19 protein-coding genes are annotated in these 18,197 nt (G+C 70.6%); 11 read left to right on the top strand and 8 right to left on the bottom strand.

Features of this window, described 5'->3' with window-relative positions; translation table 11 throughout:
• Positions 1-92 precede the first annotated feature (92 nt).
• Together TFC3_RS15405 and TFC3_RS15400 are read right to left on the bottom strand one after the other, a co-directional pair.
• Positions 93-914: a helix-turn-helix transcriptional regulator gene (locus tag TFC3_RS15405; RefSeq protein WP_067500284.1), complete on the bottom strand. Its 822-nt coding sequence runs from the start codon at positions 912-914 to the stop codon at positions 93-95.
• A 7-nt stretch (positions 915-921) separates the two neighbouring features.
• Positions 922-1,614, bottom strand: a complete 693-nt coding sequence (locus TFC3_RS15400) for an alpha/beta fold hydrolase (RefSeq protein ID WP_067500282.1) — start codon at positions 1,612-1,614, stop codon at positions 922-924.
• A gap of 90 nt (positions 1,615-1,704) precedes the next feature.
• Between TFC3_RS15400 and TFC3_RS15395 the strand changes: the two genes are divergently transcribed.
• Positions 1,705-2,571 carry a hypothetical protein gene (locus tag TFC3_RS15395; protein ID WP_067500280.1) on the top strand — a complete coding sequence of 289 codons (867 nt, stop codon included), beginning with the start codon at positions 1,705-1,707 and terminating at the stop codon, positions 2,569-2,571.
• A 4-nt stretch (positions 2,572-2,575) separates the two neighbouring features.
• On the opposite strand, the gene TFC3_RS40175 is transcribed toward TFC3_RS15395, so the two are convergent.
• Positions 2,576-3,307, bottom strand: a complete 732-nt coding sequence (locus TFC3_RS40175; protein WP_304438983.1) for a DivIVA domain-containing protein — start codon at positions 3,305-3,307, stop codon at positions 2,576-2,578.
• A 347-nt stretch (positions 3,308-3,654) separates the two neighbouring features.
• On the opposite strand from TFC3_RS40175, the gene TFC3_RS15385 reads away from it, so the two are divergent.
• A complete protein-coding gene (locus TFC3_RS15385; RefSeq protein ID WP_236718139.1) occupies positions 3,655-4,587 on the top strand; it encodes a sorbosone dehydrogenase family protein in 933 nt (310 codons plus the stop codon).
• Here TFC3_RS15385 and TFC3_RS15380 read toward each other — a convergent pair.
• Positions 4,584-5,198: a GntR family transcriptional regulator gene (locus tag TFC3_RS15380; RefSeq protein WP_067506745.1), complete on the bottom strand. Its 615-nt coding sequence runs from the start codon at positions 5,196-5,198 to the stop codon at positions 4,584-4,586. The two genes, TFC3_RS15385 and TFC3_RS15380, sit on opposite strands and share 4 nt — an antisense overlap.
• 121 nt (positions 5,199-5,319) lie before the next feature.
• Here TFC3_RS15380 and TFC3_RS15375 point away from each other — a divergent pair, with 121 nt between their 5' ends.
• The 4 genes from TFC3_RS15375 (at position 5,320) to TFC3_RS15360 (ending at position 9,499) form a co-directional block, all read left to right on the top strand.
• Positions 5,320-6,009, top strand: coding sequence for a 4-carboxy-4-hydroxy-2-oxoadipate aldolase/oxaloacetate decarboxylase (locus tag TFC3_RS15375; protein WP_067500276.1), 690 nt, complete (start codon positions 5,320-5,322; stop codon positions 6,007-6,009).
• A complete protein-coding gene (locus tag TFC3_RS15370) occupies positions 6,006-6,776 on the top strand; it encodes an NAD(P)-dependent oxidoreductase (RefSeq protein ID WP_067500274.1) in 771 nt (256 codons plus the stop codon). Before TFC3_RS15375 ends, TFC3_RS15370 begins: the two co-directional genes overlap by 4 nt.
• Positions 6,773-7,762, top strand: a complete 990-nt coding sequence (locus TFC3_RS15365) for an amidohydrolase family protein (protein ID WP_067500272.1) — start codon at positions 6,773-6,775, stop codon at positions 7,760-7,762. The genes TFC3_RS15370 and TFC3_RS15365 overlap by 4 nt, the downstream gene beginning before the upstream one ends.
• Before the next feature lie 399 nt (positions 7,763-8,161).
• Positions 8,162-9,499, top strand: coding sequence for an AI-2E family transporter (locus tag TFC3_RS15360; protein WP_236718138.1), 1,338 nt, complete (start codon positions 8,162-8,164; stop codon positions 9,497-9,499).
• Between the two features lie 53 nt (positions 9,500-9,552).
• Here the strand turns inward: TFC3_RS15360 and TFC3_RS15355 are convergent, their stop codons facing one another.
• From TFC3_RS15355 to TFC3_RS15345, 3 genes are read right to left on the bottom strand one after another with little or no spacing between them, the layout of a single operon-like run.
• Positions 9,553-10,329, bottom strand: coding sequence for an ABC transporter ATP-binding protein (locus TFC3_RS15355; protein ID WP_067500270.1), 777 nt, complete (start codon positions 10,327-10,329; stop codon positions 9,553-9,555).
• A gap of 11 nt (positions 10,330-10,340) precedes the next feature.
• Positions 10,341-11,129, bottom strand: coding sequence for an ABC transporter permease (locus TFC3_RS15350; protein WP_067500268.1), 789 nt, complete (start codon positions 11,127-11,129; stop codon positions 10,341-10,343).
• A gap of 55 nt (positions 11,130-11,184) precedes the next feature.
• Complete coding sequence (locus TFC3_RS15345) at positions 11,185-12,207, bottom strand: ABC transporter substrate-binding protein (RefSeq protein WP_067500266.1); 1,023 nt, start codon at positions 12,205-12,207, stop codon at positions 11,185-11,187.
• Positions 12,208-12,577: 370 nt separating this feature from the next.
• Here TFC3_RS15345 and TFC3_RS15340 point away from each other — a divergent pair, with 370 nt between their 5' ends.
• The 5 genes from TFC3_RS15340 (at position 12,578) to TFC3_RS15320 (ending at position 16,567) form a co-directional block, all read left to right on the top strand.
• The gene (locus tag TFC3_RS15340; RefSeq protein WP_067500264.1) at positions 12,578-13,231 is read left to right on the top strand and encodes a GntR family transcriptional regulator; all 654 of its coding nucleotides are present in this window, start codon (positions 12,578-12,580) and stop codon (positions 13,229-13,231) included.
• A gap of 8 nt (positions 13,232-13,239) precedes the next feature.
• Positions 13,240-14,163, top strand: a complete 924-nt coding sequence (locus TFC3_RS15335) for a DUF6282 family protein (protein WP_067500262.1) — start codon at positions 13,240-13,242, stop codon at positions 14,161-14,163.
• A gap of 121 nt (positions 14,164-14,284) precedes the next feature.
• Positions 14,285-15,391: an XdhC family protein gene (locus tag TFC3_RS15330; protein WP_067500260.1), complete on the top strand. Its 1,107-nt coding sequence runs from the start codon at positions 14,285-14,287 to the stop codon at positions 15,389-15,391.
• A gap of 58 nt (positions 15,392-15,449) precedes the next feature.
• A complete protein-coding gene (locus TFC3_RS15325; RefSeq protein WP_067500258.1) occupies positions 15,450-16,013 on the top strand; it encodes a TetR/AcrR family transcriptional regulator in 564 nt (187 codons plus the stop codon).
• A 5-nt stretch (positions 16,014-16,018) separates the two neighbouring features.
• Entirely contained in the window at positions 16,019-16,567 is a 549-nt protein-coding gene (locus TFC3_RS15320) for a DUF4865 family protein (RefSeq protein ID WP_067506739.1), read from the top strand.
• A gap of 16 nt (positions 16,568-16,583) precedes the next feature.
• Here the strand turns inward: TFC3_RS15320 and TFC3_RS15315 are convergent, their stop codons facing one another.
• Entirely contained in the window at positions 16,584-18,146 is a 1,563-nt protein-coding gene (locus TFC3_RS15315) for a diguanylate cyclase (protein ID WP_067500256.1), read from the bottom strand.
• Positions 18,147-18,197 lie beyond the last annotated feature (51 nt).

Here is an 18,197-nt window from a genome sequence, read left to right as displayed (position 1 = left end):
CCGCCGCAATCTGGCACAACCGGGCAACCGGCCAGCCCGTGACCAGGTCACTCATCGCCTACGACCACTAACCGCGGTTAGGAATTACTCGTCTAGGGGAGTTTCGCGCGGGTTGTCTCGTCGGCGGGGACGAGGATGCGCAGACGCAGGGCCGGGCGGTGGGACAGCCGGCTCTGCGTCTGCAGCAGGTTCAGTGCCCCCAGCCTCGGGTGCCGGATCTGCTTGGCCAGGGGTTCCGGCGTGGCCACCTCGTGCCCCGCCCACCACTCGCGGACCTTCTCGTGGTAGCCCAGCAGCTCCTCGACCAGCGCCACATAGGCCGGGTCGCCGGGGCGGCGGGCGTACTCGGTGCGGAAGTCGCTGAGGTTGGCTCGGGCGGTTTGTTCCCAGGCGGCGTTCAGGCCGGTCCAGTCGCCGGCTCCGGCGAACAGCCACACCAGCAGGTTGCGCCGGTGCGCCGGGGCGGTGACCAGGTCGCCGAGGATCAGCTCGGCCGAACGGTTGTGCGCGAGCACGTCGAAACGCGGGCCGAGCACGAACGCGGCGTGCGGCAGCAGCTCTTCGACCAGCGCCGCCGTGCCCTCGTCCACGGTGTCCACGCCCGTGTCGAGAAACGACTGGAAGCCGGCAAGCAGGAACAGGTGCTCGCGTTCGGGCGGGGTGAGCTGCAACGCCCGCGCCAGCGCGCCCAGCACCTGCTCGGAGGCGGCGATGGCGCGGCCCTGTTCCAGCCAGGTGTACCAGGACAGGCCCACCCCGGCGAGCTGGGCGACCTCCTCACGGCGCAATCCGGGGGTACGCCGGCGGCTGCCGTCCGGCGCCAGCCCGGCCTGCTGCGGGCTCAGCGCCGCCCGCTTGGTCTTGAGGAAGCCGGCCAGTTCGGCGCGCCGGGCGGTGTCACCATCAGTTCCCACCCGCTCATCATTGCTTGTCGGCGAACTCCCAGATCGCGGCCCGGGTCAGCGCCGGGCTCTCCAGCTGCGGCAGGTGCCCGGTGGCGGGCAGCGGCTGGTACGTCGCGCCGGGGATCGCGGCGGCGTAGGCCCGCCCATACCCGGGATCGGCGAGCTGGTCGCTCTGCCCCCACAGCACGAGCGCGGGCACGGTGACGGCGGCGAGCCGGGCGGCCAGCAGCGGGTCGGCCATGTCGCGCCCGGCATAGCGGGCCAGCGCCTCACGGTTGCCGGCGGCGAGGTGCTGGCGGGCGGGATCGGGGCGGAACAGCGAGGGGTCGTGCCAGGATTTCGCGGCGACCTCGGGCAGGCTCAGCGCGAAAAAGTCGGCGATCGGGTGGCCGGGCACGCTGATGCCTACCGCGTTCATGATGACCACGCCGGTGATCCGCGGGTCGGCGAGCAAGGCCAGTTCGGCGGCTATCCACCCACCCAGGGAGTTGCCGACCACGACCACATCGTGCAGCTCGCGCTCGGCCAGCAGGGTGGCGTAGCGGCGGGCCAGAGCGGGAACGCTGACGCCGGGCAGAAACGGGGTGCCGTCGAAACCGGGGTGCGTGGGGGTGAGCACGGTCGCGGGGCGCTCGGCCACCAGGTAATCCGCGAAGCCGGTCATCGAGGCGGGGCCGGCGCCGCCGTGCAGCAACAGAAACGAAGTCATGCTCCGAGCCTGGCCGGTGTGCGGGCGTGGCGGGAGATGACAGATCATCGTGGGACCCGGACCACCACCCTGAGATCGAGGTGCCTGACCGTGCAGCTGACCGAGCCCGCCGCCGATGTCCTGCGGGCGGCCTACCGCCAGGCGATGCTGGAACGCCGCGAGATCATCGACCTTGCGGTGGTCAAGCAAGCCGCGGCGCTCGCGCGGGGCGTGCTGCTGGAAAACCTGGGCGGCGGGACCAGGGCCGAGGGGACCGGTGACGCTGCGTCGTTGCGGGAAGCCCGTTGGTGGGTACGCCGGCAGTCCGCGTTCACGCCCACCGACCCGCCCTGGGGTGCGGCAGTGGTGGCCGCGCTGCCCGAGCTGGTCAGGCGGTTGCCGGGGGAGCCGTACACCCCGCTGCTCGGCCTGCTGTCCCAGGTCGGGGCGCTTGAGGAGCGGACCCGGGCCGCGGCGTGGACGAGCCGGTTAAAGGGCCGGCTGTTGCACCGCGCGGACAAGGCGGGCGGACCGGTGCTCGTCGCCCTGGAACTGGAAGCCGCCCGGCAAGCGATGCTGCTGGAGCCGGCCGCGGTGCCACCGGGTGCCGCCGCGACGCCCGGAACCGGCCGGGCGGTGGGCTCCGCGGCGGTGCTGCTGGCCGTGCTCAGCCTCGACGAGCAGCTGAGCCTGGGCAAGCGGGAGCTGCGGGCCGCCTACCGGGCCGCTAACGAGGGTGGTGCCCTGCTGAGGGCGCGCGGGGTCAGGACACCGTCAGGTGTGGACGTACCGGAGGAAAAAGAGCTGGCGGCGCGGCAGGTGGCGTGGGGTCACACGCCCGCGGACCCGCCCTGGACGACCGCGGCGGCCGCGGTGTGGGATGCGGCCCGCGCGCAGGGTGGGACCACGCACCTGGTGCGGGCGCTCGGTGAGGTGGACGCCCCGGCAGCCGCCGCGTTGCTTGAGCTGCCGGGGTGAACGCTCACGGAGCGGCGCTGTTGAGCTCCTCGAGCTGGTGCGTGAGGTGGCTCTCCAGGGCCTCCTGGTAGCCGCGGGCGAGCTGGCCCAGACGCTCGATCTCGTCGAGCAGGGCGGCGCGCTCGGTCTGCAGGTTGTTGATCGCCTCGGTGTGGTTGCGCCGGGCGTCGCCCTCGATGGTGCCCGCCTTGAGCTGCGCCTCGCTGGTGATCTGCTCGGCCTTGAGCTGCGCGTCGGCGATCAACTGGTCGACCTCGCGCTGGGCGTCGCGCATGTGCTCGTCGGCGGTGCGCTGGGCCATCATCAGCACCCGGGCCAGCCGCTCCTCGTCGGCCGGGTTGGCCGGCGGGGTGGACGGCACGGCGGCGCGGGCCTGCTCAAGCTGGGCCTGCATGCTGCGGGCGTGCTCGTCGGCGCGGGCGCGCGCCTTCTGCAGGCGTTCGAGCTGCCCGGCGAGGTCGGCGAGTTCGGAGTCGATGACCATGGTCGAGGCCGCCGGGCTGGGGCCGCCACCGCGCTGGGCACGGTCGCGCAGGCTCGCGTTCTCCTCGAGCAGGCGGATGAGCTCCTGTTCGACCTCGTCGAGGAAGGCGTCGACGTCTTCCTCGTCGTATCCGCGCTTGCCCATGGGCGGCTTCTTGAAAGCCATGTTGTGGATGTCGGCTGGCGTGAGCAGGACCTTGCTCCTTCGATCATGGCGACTGCGGTCGAGCTTCAGCGATCGTACGCAACCCACCGCAGCCGCCTGCGTCGGCGTGATCACGTGCCTTTACCCGGATTTTCTCCGTTAGCTGGTGAAGTACTCGGGGAAGGACGGCGTCAAGCATAGGACCCGAAGGGAACACCATGGCGGTCAGCACTGCGGTCAATAGGTGGCGTGCAACACTTGCGCTGGTCACGGTGGGTGCTGCCGCGGGGTGCGGCAGCGGCGGAGCGGAACCGGCCGCCGCCCCGCAGCCGGTCCCGTCGGCCACCGCGCCGAGCCCTGCGTCACCCGCTTCCGCGCAGCCGAGACCCCCCTCTGAGCAGGCAAAGCCCGCACCGGATCTCGGCAGGCCCGAGCAGATCGCGCAGGGGCTGGACGTGCCGTGGGGGCTGGCCTTCCTGCCCGGCGGCGACGCGCTGGTCGCTGAGCGTGACACCGCGAAGGTGCTGCGCGTGCGCGCCGGCGGCGGAAATCCACAGGAGATCACCACGGTCAGCGGCGTCACACCCGGCGGCGAGGGCGGCCTGCTCGGGCTGGCCGTCTCACCCGGCTTCGCCAAGGACAACCTCGTGTACGCCTACTACACCGCCGCCGACGACAACCGCATCGCCCGGTTCACGCTGGACGACGGCGGCGGCCGGCCTGAGGTGATCTTCACGGGCATCGCGAAGGCCGGGAACCACAACGGCGGCCGGATCGCGTTCGGCCCCGACGGCATGCTCTACGCCGGCACCGGCGACGCCGCGCAGACCGAGCGGGCACAGGACCCGGCCAGCCCCAACGGCAAGATCCTGCGGCTCACCCCGGACGGCGACCCGGCACCGGGCAACCCGGCCGCGGGCTCGCCGGTCTACTCCCTGGGGCACCGCAACGTGCAGGGCCTGGCCTGGGACGCCGACGGCCGGCTGTTCGCCTCGGAGTTCGGCCAGAACGAACTCGACGAGGTCAACCTGATCCAGCCGGGGCGCAACTACGGCTGGCCCGAGGTCGAGGGCAAGGGCAACACCGGCGGCGGCAAGTACACCAACCCGCTGGTCACCTGGCCCACCGACGACGCCTCACCGTCGGGCCTCGCAATCTCCGGCGCGACCGGGTACCTGGCCGCGCTGCGCGGGGAACGGCTGTGGACACTGCCGTTGCAAGGCGACACGATCGGCGAGCCGAAGGCCGAGCTGCAGGGCAAGTACGGCCGGCTGCGCAGCGTGGCGGTCGCCCCGGACGGCGCGCTGTGGCTGACCACTTCGAACACCGACGGCCGCGGCGACGAACGCGACGGCGACGACCGCATCGTGCGCTTCCCCGCACCTTAGCCGCTGCGCAACGCTTCGAGCACGCTGCTCAAGTGGGTCTGCATGGCCCGGTCGGCGGCGACCGGGTCCTGCGCGCAGATCGCCTCGATGATGGCCAGGTGCTCGGGCAGCGACACCGACGGACGTCCCGGGCGCAGCGACAGCCGGAACTGGTGGCGGACCATCTGAGCGTGCAACTGCTCGATGATCCTCGTGGCCGAGGTGTGCCCGGCGATCGAGCGGATCATCGCGTGCACCTGCGCGTTGAGTTCGGAGTAGCCCAGCGTGTCGGCTTCGCGCACCGCCGCGATCATCTGCTCACCCAGCGCTTGCAGTCCGGCCCGCTGCTCGCTGGTGATCCGTTCCGCTGCCCGCGCGGCCACCAGCGCCTCGATCGCGCGCCGGATCTCGGTGATCTCGATGGCCTCGGCGACCGTTGTCTCGCGTACCCGGGCCCCGCGGTTGGGTTGCAGCTCCACCAGCCCCTCGTCGGCCAGCCGGGTGAAGGCGTTGCGCAACACGAACCGGCTGGTCGCGTACTGCTCGGTCAGGTCGGCCTCGATGAGCCGCTGCCGGGGGGCGAAGTCGCCGCGCAGGATGGCCGCCCGTAACTGCTCCAGGACCTCGGTCATCGCCACCCCCTGCGCCTCATCGTAAGCCGCCCACCCCCGCGACCTTCCGGCAGCATTGTTGACAATCTTGTTGGCACGTGGATACGTTCGGCGCTTCACCCGCCTCCATCGAGGAGTCCCGATGACCGGCCATTTTGTCGTGCGTGAGGTCGACCGGGGTGATCCCGCGACCATCGCCGCCCTGGGGACCGCGGGGGTGGCCACCGTGCACGAGGCGGCCGGGCGCACCGGGCTGCTCGGCCCGGCGATCCAGGCCCGCCAGAACGGTGCCACGATCGCCGGTTCCGCGATCACCGTCTCCTGTCACCCGGGCGACAACCTGATGATCCACGCAGCGGTCGAGGTGTGCCGCCCCGGGGACGTGCTCGTGGTGACCACCACCTCACCGTCCACCGACGGCATGTTCGGTGACCTGCTCGCCACCTCGCTGCGCGCGCACGGCGTGCTCGGCCTGGTCATCGACGCCGGGGTTCGCGACCTCGCCACGCTGCGCGAGATGGGGTTCCCGGTGTGGTCGCGCGCGGTGCACGCCCAGGGCACGGTGAAGGCCAGCTCGGGCTCGGTGAACGTGCCGGTGGTCGCCGCCGGGCAGCTCGTACGGCCGGGCGACATCGTCGTGGCCGACGACGACGGTGTGGTGGCCCTGCCGTCCACCAGCGGGAACCAGGTGGCCGCCGCGGCGCGCACACGGCTGGACAGCGAGGCCGGCAAGCGCGAGAAGCTGGCGTCGGGAACGCTCGGGCTGGACATGTACAACCTGCGCCCGCTGCTGCAGGAGCTGGGCGTGCAGTACGTGGACCGGCTGCCGTGACCATCGCGATCCTCGGACTGGGCGAGGCCGGTAGCGAGATTGCCAGCGACCTGGTCGCGGCAGGGGCCGACGTGCGCGGGTTCGACCCGCTGCGGGAGCCGCCGTCCGGGGTGCAGGTGCGCCGCGACGATGCCGATGCCGTACGCGATGCCGATCTGGTGCTCAGCGTGAACAGCTCGCACGACGCGCTGCCCGCTCTGGAGCTGTCGCTGACGGCGCTGCAACCCGGCGTGATCTGGGCTGATCTCAACACCGCGGCACCCGGCGTCAAGGCCGCCCTGGCCGAGCGCGCCGGTGAGCGCGGTGTGCTGGTGGCCGATGTGGCGCTGATGGCGCCGGTGCCCGGCAAAGGCCTGCGGACCCCCATGGTGGTTTCCGGTCCGGGCGCACAGCGTTACGCGGAGGTCCTCGGTGCGTTCGGGGCGGACGTGAGCGTGCAGCCCGGACCGGCGGGCGAGGCCATCTCCCGCAAACTGCTGCGCAGCGTGTTCTACAAGGGCCTGGCCGCCGCCGTGGTGGAGGCGCTGGCCGCGGCCGAGAAGGCGGGCTGCGCCGACTGGCTGCGCGCCAACATCAGCGCCGAACTCGCCGGTTTCGACGAGCGCACCATCGACCGCCTCGTCGGCGGCACCCACCGCCATGCCCGGCGCCGCGCCGACGAGATGACCGCCGCGGCCGACCAGCTTGCCGGGCTCGGTGTTGAGCCGCGCATCGCCGCTGCCGCCCGTGACCTGCTAATCGAGCTGCGTAACCGGGAGACCACATGATCATCGACTGTCACGGGCACTACACCACCGCCCCGGCTGCACACACCGCGTGGTGGGCGGCGCTGCTGGCCGGTGACGCCGGTTCGTACCCGGTGATCGGTGACGACGAGATCCGTGAGTCGATCGAGGACAACCAGCTACGCCTGATGGACCAGCGCGGCATCGACCTGACGATCTTCTCGCCCCGCGCGTCGGCGATGGGCCACCACGTCGGCGACTTCGGCATCAGCACGGCCTGGTCGCGTGCCTGCAACGACCTCATCGCGCGCGTGAGTGAGCTGTATCCGGCGCGCTTTGCCGGCGTGGGTCAGCTTCCGCAGGCTGTGGACGTACCCCTGCAGCGGTCTGTTCCGGAATTGCGGCGGTGCGTCGAGGAACTCGGCTTTGTCGGGATCAACCTGAACCCCGACCCCAGCGGCGGGAATTGGACGTCGGCGCCGCTGACCGACCCGGGCTGGTATCCGATCTACGAGGCGATGGTCGAGCTGGACGTGCCGGCGATGGTGCACGTGTCGGCGGTGACCAACAAGAACTTCCACGCCACCGGATCGCACTACCTCAACGCCGACACGACGGCCTTCATGCAGCTGCTGCAGGCCGACCTGTTCAAGGAATTCCCCACACTTCGGTTCGTGATCCCGCACGGCGGGGGAGCGGTGCCCTACCACTGGGGACGCTTCCGCGGCCTTGCCGACATGCTCGCCCGCCCGCCGCTGGACGACGCGGTGATGGGCAACGTCTTCTTCGACACCTGCGTGTACCACCAGCCCGGCATCAACCTGCTCTTCGACGTCATCGACCACGCCTGCATCCTGTTCGGCTCGGAGATGGTAGGCGCGGTACGCGGCATCGACCCGCAAACCGGCCATTACTTCGACGACACCCGCCGGAAGAAGGACGCACTGGAGCTGAGCCCCGAGGACGCGGCGGCCGTGTACGAGGGCAACGCGCGGCGGGTGTATCCGCGGCTTCGCCTGGCGGCATGACGGCACAGGCGAGTCGGATCGGAGCCGCCGAACTGTTCGTGCGTGTCCGCCGTACCGGGGTGAGCCGTATTTATCCGTTTCGCCCTAAGCTGCGGCGCATGGTTCGTGTGCCGCTCGTGCTCAGCTTGACCTTTGCCGTCACCGCGGCCGTTGCTCCGGCAGCGGCCGCAGCCATCACCTCCCCGGGATGGGCGCAGGACGGCTACGGGCCCGGCAACACCGGATGGAACCCCGACGAGACCGCCATCACCGCGAAGACCATCAAGGACACGTTGCCGCCCCGTCCGCGGCGTTCCGCCCGGCGACCCGGCATGTGGTGGTGGCCGGCGGGCGCCTGTTCGTCACCGACGAATCCTCCGTACGTGCATACACGCCCTGAAGAAGGGGCAGGTAGCAGGCATGGCAACGACGACTTGGGCCCGCTCGATCCGGGAGCGTGCCCGCAGGCAGCTCGCGGAGGCGGAAGCCCGCAACGCCCCGCCCCCCTTCACCGGCGAAACACTGGAACCCGCATCCGTGATGGTGGTCCAGGAGGCCGCCCCCGGCGTGGAGAATCTGCTGCCCCGCGGTGTACGGACCGCCGGTGCCTGGGCCTGGCGCTTCATCGCCTTCGTCGGGGCCATGTACCTGCTGTTGCGCCTGGTGAGCCTGCTGCGGGTCGTGGTCATCCCCGTGGTGGTGGCGATCCTGCTGGCCGCGCTGTTCCAGCCGTTCGCGGCCCGCATGGTGCGCGCCGGCATGAAACGCTCACTGGCCGCGGCGCTGGTGCTGCTGGCCGCCCTGGTGCTGGTCTTCGGCGGCCTCGGGCTGATCATCCGCACCTTCATCAGCCAGATCGACACCTTGAGCTCGCAGGTCGGCGACGGCATCAACGAGGTGCAGAAGTGGCTGTCGACCGGCCCGCTGCACCTGACCGATCAGCAACTGAGCCAGTACGTCGACCGTCTGCAGGACGCCATCACCTCCAACCAGGGCGCCCTCACCTCCGGCGCGCTCAGCACCGCCACCACCCTGGGCGAGGTCGTCACCGGCTTCTTCCTGACCCTGTTCACGCTGTTCTTCTTCCTGCGCGACGGCGGCTCCATCTGGTCGTTCCTGTGCCGCCTGCTGCCGCGCGGCGCCCGGGTGCCCACCGCCCGAGCCGGTCACTACTCGTGGCACACCCTGGTCTCGTATGTGCACGCAACGGTGCTGGTGGCCTTCGTCGACGCGGTCGGCATCGGCATCGGGTTGTTCGTGCTGCGCATCCCGCTGGCTCTGCCTCTGGCCGCGCTGGTCTTCCTCGGTGCGTTCATCCCGGTCGTGGGCGCCACGGTCACCGGCGCGGTCGCCGTGCTGGTGGCGCTGGTGGCCGACGGCTGGGTCAGCGCGCTGATCGTGCTGCTCATCGTCATCGCGGTGCAGCAGCTCGAGGGCCACGTCCTGCAGCCGCTGATCATGGGCCGCGCGGTGGCCCTGCATCCGCTGTCGGTCATCCTCGCCATCGCCACCGGCATCGTGGTGGCGGGCATCGTGGGCGGCCTGATCGCGGTGCCGCTGCTGGCCGTGCTCAACACGGCCATCCGCTACCTGGTCCGCCACCCGTCCGGCGAACCGACACCCGACCGTGAACCCCCGGGCACCGAACCGGCCGACGACCACGAGGCCGAGGCCGTCGACGCTGAGAAGGACCAGCAGCGCAAGGCCGACCCGGCCGAGCCGCCCCCGGCCGACACCAGCCTCAGCCCCTCGTCCTGAGTTGCTCGTACCTGTCGCCGCGCAGCCGGTTCATTCCGGCGCGCGGCGGCAGTTCATCGGTTGCGCTGCGGTGCCGGGGCCGGGGGAAGGTGGTTCTCCAGCAGCAGTTGGTGCAGCTCGGCCGAGGCCGCTGCTACCTCTTCCAGGTGGGCGTTGTGCCCGAACGAGCGCGGCCGCGGGATCGCGATGTCGACGATCTGACGCACGCGGCCCGGGCGGGCGCTGAGCACCGCGACCCGGTCGGCCAGCAGCACCGCTTCCTGGATGGAGTGGGTGACGAACACGATGGTCGTGCCGGTCTCGATGTGGATGCGTTGCAGCTCCATCGAGAGCTCCTCGCGGGTCAGCGCGTCCAGGGCCGAGAACGGCTCGTCCATCAGCATGACCCGCGGGTTCTGGATCAGCGTGCGGCACAGCGCCACCCGCTGCTGCATGCCGCCGGAAAGCTCATGCGGCAGCCGCTTGGCAAACTGGGCCAGCCCGGTGGTCTCCAGCAGGTGCAGGGCCCGGTCGCGGTTCTCGCGCTTGTCCCACTTGAAGATCTCGACCGGAAGCATGACGTTGTCCAGCACCGAGCGCCACGGCAGCAGCGCCGGGCGCTGGAAGTTGACCGCGACGTCGCGCCGGGGTGCGCGCACCTGCTCGCCGTCGATGAGAACCCGGCCCGCTGTCGGCTTGTCCAGCCCGGCGACCTGGCGCAGCAGAGTGGACTTGCCGCAGCCAGAACGCCCGATCAGGGCCAGGAACTCGCCGTCGGCGACCTCGAGATTGATGTCGTGCAGAGCCTGTACCGGGCCGAAGGTACGCGAGACACCATCGATGGTGATCATGGGGTGGCCTTTCAGGTGATCTTGTGCGCCCACGGCACGGTGATCCGCTCGAGCAACGCCATCAGGTAGTAAAGCACTACCCCGCAGATGGCCAGCAGAACGAGGGCGACAAATGCCTGCGGGGTATCGGAGCTGGCGCCGGAGTTGCTGATCACCGAGCCGAGCCCGCGGTCGGGGTTCACCACCTCGCCGATGACCGCACCGATGATCGCCAGCGGGGTGGCGACCTTGAGCCCTACGAACACCTGCGGCAGCGCCCAGATCAGCCGTACCCTGACGAAGGTCTGCCACCACGACGCGGACAACGAACGGGACAGTTCGTGCAGGTCGGCGGGGGTGGAACTGAGCCCGGCCATGGTGGACACGATCACCGGGAAGAAGCTGACCAGCACCACCATGACGATCTTCGGGCTGTCACCGAAGCCCATCCAGACCAGCAGCAGCGGGGCCAGGGCCACCTTGGGGATGGCGTTCACCGCGGCCAGCAGCGGCATGGTCATCCGCTCGACCGTGCGGGAGGCCGCGAGCACCACGGCGATGACCAGGCCGGCGGCGACCGCGATGGCGAACCCGATCAGCACCCGCTGCAGCGTCACCCAGGTCTCGCGCAGGAAGTATCCGGGGATCTTGAGAAACGAGTGGACCACGTCCAGCGGGGACGGCACGTAGAACGGGTCGACGTCCAGGGCGGCGGTGAGCAGCCACCACAGGCCGACGGCAAGAACCGCCCCGATGGCCGGCAGGGCGGTGTTGGTCCACAGACGCCCCAGCGGGGTGCCGGGCGCGGTGTTGTCAGTCATGGTGGATCCTCCAACTGCGTGAGGGGGCGAGCCGGGCCCGCCCCCTCACCGCAGGTCACGCCTTGGGTGTGAACGAGAAGTCGACGACGTCCTCGGGCTTGAGCCCCGAGGGCATCAGGCCGGCGCCGGACAGCACCGCGATGCTCTTGGCCACGCGCTGCTCATCCATGCTGCCCAGGGCCCCACCGGCCGGGGCGGTGGTGTACGGCTTCATCGCGTTGATCTCGCCGACGGCGGCCGGGACCGCCGCGCTCGGCTGCGCCTTGTTCATGATGGCGGCCGCCTCGTCGGGGTGCTCGACGGTGTACTGCAAGCCCTTCATGGACGCGCTGACGAACCGCTTGACCAGGTCCGGGTTGCTCGAGATGAGCGTGGGCTTGGCGATGATCGCGTTGCCGTACAGATCACTGAGGTACGTGCTGTAGGGCAGGACCGTGACCTCCTTCTTGGAGGCGGTCTCCAGGGCCTTCTTGGACAGCAGGAAGGTGCTGAGCGCGTCGACCTTGCGGGTGGCCATCAGGCCGTTGAGCGCCGTCGTCTTCACACCCTGGATCGTCACCGACTTGGGGTCGATGCCGGCCAGCTTCGCGTACGCGGGGAACAGCAGTTGGCTCACCGACTTGTCACCGGCGGCGATGGTCTTGCCCGTCAGGTCGGTGGGGGAGTTGATGCCGGTGTCCTTGGTGGACATGATGGCGACCAGCGTCTGCTGGTGCACCGCCGCGACGGCACGCCAGTCCTTGAACGCGCCGGTGCCGGCCTGGATAACCGCGCCGGTGAAGTCCAGCGCCGCGAACTGCGCCTGGTCGGACTTGATCGCTGTGAGGTTCTGCACGTTGCCGGCACCCAGTTGGATGTCGACGTCGATGCCCGCGTCCTTGAAGAAGCCCTTCTCCTTCGCGAGCCAGACGAACGAGTCACGCCCGACGGCACCGAACGCCGTGAAGTAGGTGACCTTGTCGGTCTTGCCGCCCGACGGCGCGCTGTCGGACTTGTCATCGCCGCTCGAGCATCCGCTCGTGACGGCCAGCGCCACGGCCACAAGGGCCGCGGACAGCACACGGAAACGCCTGATCATGAATCCTCCCGGTGACCCGGCCTGTTCGTGTGGCTGGGCGACGGCTGTTCGGTGACGAGGTTTGATGACTCTGACCATTGACTATCGTCTTTTCGGCCCGGGTCCGGACGAGATGCTAGAGCACGGATCATGAGGCTGTCACTGACCTGTTTGTCCCGATCACTGTCCTGCGTGCACCACCCCGAGTCCGGCGAAGGCCACGTTTGCGCTGCTCCGAGCGGTGTTGACAGATTCACCGACCGCGACAATCCTCTTCGGAAGATTGTTCGCAATCTTGTCCGCATCCGGCCGGAGCCGGTCGGGCGGCGCCGGCGAAAGCGCTGGCCGCCGCCCTCGGAACCGATCCAGGAGAACGGAAGGGGAACGCGGCATGGCGTCTGTGCGCGGCCCTGCCGACGCGGCGTACGAGCAGCTTCGCTCCCTGATCTTCCGCGGCGAGCTGCAACCCAACGAGCGGCTGGTCGAAGTGGACCTGGCGGCCCGGCTGCGGGTGGGGCGGGCGGTGGTGCGCACTGCGCTCGTACGGCTGGGGCAGGACGGCATCGTCGTGCTCACCCCCCACCGCGGCGCCCGGGTCAAGCTGGTCTCCGAGGCCGAAGCGGTCGAGATTGTCCAGACCCGCGCCGTGCTCGAGGCCCTGACCAGTCGTCAGGCCGCCGTGCAGGCCACCACCCGCGAGATCGACGGCCTGCGCCGCACCCTGGAGCGGATGAGTGCCCGGCTCGCCGCGGGCGACCTGCTCGGTTACTCCGAGGGCAACGCCGCGCTGCACGCCGGCATCATCGCCGCCTCCCGGCATCAGACCGCCGCGCGGCTGATCAGCGGGCTTCGCGCGCAGATGGTCCGCTTCCAGTTCCGCACGATCCTGGTGCCCGGCCGGCCGCCGGAGTCCTACCAGGAGCATTCCGCGATCGTCGAGGCGATCGCAGCGCACGACCCGGACGCCGCGGAAGCCGCCATGCGTCACCACCTGCGCGGCGTGGAACGCACGCTGTCGCGCACCAACCGAGCAGAAGTCCCGTAAGGAGATCCATGTCCGAGCACCCCGTCCCCTCCGAGCGTGCCCGCGCGCTGGTGTCCGGCGCCTACGACACGCATGTGCACGTCGGCCCGGACGTGATGCAACGCCGCATCGACGACCTCGACCTCGCGGCGCGCTGCAAGCAGACCGGCCTGGCCGGCTTCGTACTCAAGTCGCACTACGTGACCACTGCCGAGCGTGCCGCCGTGGTCCGCAAGGCCGTACCCGGCGTCGACGCGCTCGGGGCCATCACCCTCAACGGCTCGATGGGCGGCATGAACCCGGCCGCGGTGGAGATCGCCGGGCGGCTGGGCGCCCGCATCGTCTGGTTCCCCACGGTGGACTCGCGCAACCAGCGCGGCTCCACGGCCCAGGATCTGCCCGGCAGCAAGCCGGCGATGTGGGGCGCGCTGCAAGCCGACCTGCACGCGCAGGGCATCGTCCCGGACGTGGTCGAGGTGGTCGATGAGCAAGGCGTGGTTCTGGAAACGGTACGCAAGGTGCTGCGCGTGATCGCCAAGCATGACCTGGTGCTGGCCACCGGGCACCTGAGCGGTCCGGAGATCGTCACGGTGGTGCATGCGGCCAAGGAAGAGGGGGTACGCCGGGTGGTGGTCACCCACCCCGAGTTCACCTCCCAGCGCCTGCCGGTCGAGCAGCAACGTGAACTGGCCGCCGCCGGGGCGCTGTTGGAGCGCTGCTTCACCACGCCGTACACCGGAAAGGTCGGCTGGGACGACCTGTTCGACACCATCCGCAAGGTCGGCCCGCAGTTCTCGGTGCTTTCCAGCGACCTCGGCCAGCCGTTCAACCCGCCGGTGGAGGACGGGCTGGCGTTGTTCGCCGACCGCCTGCTGCAGGCTGGGTTCAGCGAGGACGAGGTACGGACCATGGCCGTCACCAATTCCCGGTTCGTGGCAGCGGCACCCGCCTGAGCCGGTGGCAGGACGGGCGGTGTTCCCGTACAGCCTGCTCAACGACTCGGCAATGAGGGAAGACGCCGAGGAACGGGCCGGCTCAACCGCGTCCTGCTGTCACGACCCCTAGACTCGCAGCATGCGGGACGTGCTCGACGAGGTGGTGCGCTCCTGGCAGCTCGGGGAGGCGGCCGGGCTGGCCACGGTCACCTCGACCTGGTCGAGTGCGCCGCGAGCGCCCGGCGCCGCCATGCTGGTGCGCCCCGGTGGAGAGGTGGCCGGCAGCGTCTCGGGTGGCTGCGTCGAGGCCGCCGTCTACGAGCTGTGCCGCGAGGTCGCTGCGAGCAAGATCCCGCAGACCATCCGGTACGGCGTGAGCGACGGCGACGCGGCCAGTGCCGGCCTGCCCTGCGGTGGCAGCGTCGACCTCTTCATCGAACCGGTCGGCTTTCCCGAACTCGGCACCCTGGCCGGCGAGGTGACCGCGGGCCGCCCGGTGGCCCTGCTGACCGTGACCGAGGGGCGCACCGGCGCGCACATGGTCATCACCGCCGGCACCCGGCACGGCTCGCTCGGCCATGACCGCCTCGACGACGCGGCCGCCGCCGACGGCCGGGGTCTGCTGGCCGCCGGTCGTACCGGGTTGCTGCACTACGGCCCGGACGGCCGGCGCCGCGGCTCGGGCACCACCGTGCTGGTCACCTCGTTCGCCCCGCCCCCGCGCATGCTCGTGTTCGGCGCCACCGACCACGCCGCTGCGGTGGCGCGCATCGGGGCGTTCCTCGGCTACCGCGTCACCGTGTGCGACGCGCGCCCGGTGTTCGCCACCGAGCAGCGTTTCCCCGGCGCCGACGAGGTGGTCGTCGCCTGGCCGCACCGCTACCTGGCCGCCGAAGCCGTCGCGGGCCGCGTCGACGCTCGCACGGTGGCTTGCGTGCTGACCCACGATCCGAAGTTCGACGTGCCGGTGCTCGAGGTGGCACTGCGGCTGCCGATGGCCTACACCGGAGCGATGGGCTCCCGGCGTACCCATGATGATCGGTTGAAGCGGTTGCGCGCCGGCGGCTTGACCGAGACGCAGCTCGCGCGGCTCTGCTCGCCGATCGGCCTGGACCTGGGGGCGCGCACGCCGCAGGAGACGGCGGTCAGCGTGGCCGCGGAGATCGTGGCGCTGCGCTGGAACGGCTCGGGGCAGCGGCTCACCGCAACCGCCGGGCCGATCCACGCGGACAACCCACCGGCCTGATGACGCTGCTCAGGCGCCTGCCGGCAGGGGCATACCTACTGGTAGGTACACTGCACACATGCAGGCACGGGAAAGGCTCGTTCGCAGCATGCAGGAGCTGATGGGGGAGCGGGGGTACGTGGCGACCAGCCCCAAGGCGATCCAGGTGCACGCCGGCGCCGGGCAGGGCAGCATGTACCACCATTTCAGCGGCAAGGCCGACCTCGCGCGAGCGGCGCTCACCGGCACTGCCGAGGACATGCAAGCCGCAGCCGAACAGCTTCTCAGCGCACCCGGTACGGCCCTGGAGCGCCTGACCGGCTACCTGCGCCGCGAGCGTGACGCGTTGCGGGGCTGCCCGGTCGGCCGGCATGCGCTGGACCCCGAGGTGGTCGCCGACGTGGCGCTGCGGGAGCCGGTGGCCGCGACGTTCCGGTGGCTGCGGGAGCGCATCGCCGGGATCGTGGCCGAGGGGCAGGCGGCGGGGGAGTTCCCGGCAACGCTGGACCCCGAGGCGATCGCCGCGGCCGTGGTGGCCACCGTGCAGGGCGGCTACGTGCTGGCCCGCGCGGCCAGCGATCCCGCGGCGTTCACGGCAGCCACCGAGGGCGCCGTGCAGATGCTGACCGGGCTGGGCCGGTGACGGCGATGCTGCTGATGCAGTACGAGATCACCCTGCCCGCCGACTACGACATGGGCATCATCGAGCACCGGGTCGCCACCCGCTCGCACGCCACCGATGACTTCCCGCACCTGGGGGTCAAGGCGTACGCGGTGCGCCGGATCGGCCGGCACGGGTCAGCGGTCAACGCGTACGCACCGTTGTACCTCTGGAACGATCCGGCCGGGATGAACGCGTTTCTGTACGGGCCGTTCTCGGGCATCGTCACCGACTTCGGTCGCCCGGCGGTGCGGACCTGGGTGGGCACCTCGTTCAGGCGCGGGGCGGGCGATGCGGCCCCGGTGTTCGCTACGCGGCACGTGTCTTCGCTGGCTGTGGGCGTACCCCCGCCGGAGTTTGACCTTGAAGGGGCGCACAGTCAGGCCGTCGGCGTCGATGCGTCGCGGTGGGAAGTTGTGCGGTTCACGCTGTGGTCGCAGGTGCCGCGGGAGGTGGATCCGGCGGCGACGGCGTTCGACATCCTGCATGTGTCGGCGCCCGAGCTGGCGGCCCTGCCTCAGGGGCGGCTGTGGTAGCAGCGATCGAAATCGGTCATGCTGCGGCGGCCAGGCGGTTGCGGCCACCTCGCTTGGCGGCGTACAGGTTGGCGTCGGCACGGTCGTAAAGCCCGGCCCCCGTCTCACCGGGACGGCAGATCGCCAGACCCATGCTGAGCGTGACCGTCAGGCCCGGCGCGATGCTGTCCCAGTCGCGGGTCAGGATCACCTGGCGGATGCGCTCGGCGACCTGCCGGGCTTCGAGCTCACCAGCGCTCAGGAACAGCGCGAACTCGTCGCCCCCGAGGCGGATCGCCACCTCACCCGGACGGCAGTGCGCCCGCAGAGCAACGGCGATCTCCACGAGCACCCGGTCGCCGATGCCGTGCGAGAACGCGTCGTTGATGGCCTTGAACTTGTCCACGTCGATGAGCAGCAACGCTTCCGACCCGGCCGGCGTGGCCATCCGCTGGTCGAACAGGCGCCGGTTGCCCAGCCCGGTCAGCGCGTCGGAGGTGGCAGCCTGGTCGGCGGTCGTGCGTGCCGTCTCCAGCTCCACCCTGCGGTACGACTGCTGCAACATGGTGCGCCGGTCCTGGCGTAGCTGCCACAGCATGCCGATGTGCGCCTGCAACGCGGCCAGCATCGTGCTCGCCGCCTCACCGGGTGTTTCCAGCGCCGCGGTGACCGCGAGTTCGTAGTGAAAGTTCAAGCTCTGGGCAGGCAGCAGGCACAACTCGACAGCGGCCAGGAACTCGCGTCGCGCCGCCCGATAGTCGCCGGCCGAGCGCAGCACCACCCCGTGGGCCAGGTGCAGCAGCCGCGACTCGTGGCTCTGCCCGGCCGCGCGCATCGCCATCAGGTGCTTGCCGACCAGCCGCTGCGCGTCGGCGTTGCGGCCCTGCTTGGCGTAGCCGACCGCGAGCAGCGCCTCGCCGAGCGGCACCTCGGCGTCATCGGCGGTCCAGTAGCGGAAAATGTCGACGGCCTTGGCCAGGATGAGCGCTGCCTCCTCGTCGCGTTGCACGTGTTCCAGGCGCAGCGACCACTCCAGGAGCAGTTCGGCGTACTCAAGTTCGGCGCTGGAGCGGTACAGGTTGCCGGGGTTGTCGAAGGCGTCGATCGCCTGCAACATGACCACCTCGGCCAGCTCGAACAGCTCGGCGGCCCGCGCGGCGTCGGCCAGCGAGGCCATCGCGGAGAAGTAGCGAAGGCTCTTACGCGGGGCACCATCAAGAATCGACATGGCCCGAGCAACCAGGTGCAGCCCCTCGTCCATGCGCCCGACCTGGATGAGCCCCCGTGCGGTGTCGGCAAGGATCTTGGCGTCGGTGGTGCGCGGGCCGGTGCTGGGCCCCTCCTCGGCGACAAGCTCCTGACCGATGACCAGGGATTCGTCCAGGCGGCCCAGGGCGTTGAGCGCATACATCCGACCGAGACGGCTGACCCGGTACGTCCGCCCGTCGCCCAGAATGCGCAGCACACCCTCGGCCTCGTCGGCGGCCAGCAGGGCCTCGGCGTGCAGGCCACGGATGGTGAGGTCATGGACGTGCAACCCCAGCTGCGCGTACGCCCCGTACGGCGAGATCACCACGGGAAGCCGATCCGTCGCCACCACCCACCCCCATCCCTGTCACCTGGTCGTTGACGCCCTCGTGCCCATGCCCGC

This window comes from Actinoplanes sp. TFC3 (genome assembly GCF_001553785.1).
Lineage (GTDB): Bacteria > Actinomycetota > Actinomycetes > Mycobacteriales > Micromonosporaceae > Actinoplanes.
Note: the sequence above shows the minus strand (reverse complement) of the source record. Positions and strands in the feature narration are given on the sequence as shown.

Excerpts from the sequence above, each read along its gene's own strand:
- TFC3_RS15400 (WP_067500282.1), bottom strand. The coding sequence starts at position 1,614 with ATGACTTCGTTTCTGTTGCTGCACGGCGGCGCCGGCCCCGCCTCGATG.
- TFC3_RS15380 (WP_067506745.1), bottom strand. The coding sequence starts at position 5,198 with ATGACCGAGGTCCTGGAGCAGTTACGGGCGGCCATCCTGCGCGGCGAC.
- TFC3_RS15375 (WP_067500276.1), top strand. The coding sequence starts at position 5,320 with ATGACCGGCCATTTTGTCGTGCGTGAGGTCGACCGGGGTGATCCCGCG.
- TFC3_RS15365 (WP_067500272.1), top strand. The coding sequence starts at position 6,773 with ATGATCATCGACTGTCACGGGCACTACACCACCGCCCCGGCTGCACAC.
- TFC3_RS15360 (WP_236718138.1), top strand. The coding sequence starts at position 8,162 with ATGGCAACGACGACTTGGGCCCGCTCGATCCGGGAGCGTGCCCGCAGG.
- TFC3_RS15355 (WP_067500270.1), bottom strand. The coding sequence starts at position 10,329 with ATGATCACCATCGATGGTGTCTCGCGTACCTTCGGCCCGGTACAGGCT.
- TFC3_RS15350 (WP_067500268.1), bottom strand. The coding sequence starts at position 11,129 with ATGACTGACAACACCGCGCCCGGCACCCCGCTGGGGCGTCTGTGGACC.
- TFC3_RS15345 (WP_067500266.1), bottom strand. The coding sequence starts at position 12,207 with ATGATCAGGCGTTTCCGTGTGCTGTCCGCGGCCCTTGTGGCCGTGGCG.
- TFC3_RS15340 (WP_067500264.1), top strand. The coding sequence starts at position 12,578 with ATGGCGTCTGTGCGCGGCCCTGCCGACGCGGCGTACGAGCAGCTTCGC.
- TFC3_RS15335 (WP_067500262.1), top strand. The coding sequence starts at position 13,240 with ATGTCCGAGCACCCCGTCCCCTCCGAGCGTGCCCGCGCGCTGGTGTCC.
- TFC3_RS15330 (WP_067500260.1), top strand. The coding sequence starts at position 14,285 with ATGCGGGACGTGCTCGACGAGGTGGTGCGCTCCTGGCAGCTCGGGGAG.
- TFC3_RS15325 (WP_067500258.1), top strand. The coding sequence starts at position 15,450 with ATGCAGGCACGGGAAAGGCTCGTTCGCAGCATGCAGGAGCTGATGGGG.
- TFC3_RS15320 (WP_067506739.1), top strand. The coding sequence starts at position 16,019 with ATGCTGCTGATGCAGTACGAGATCACCCTGCCCGCCGACTACGACATG.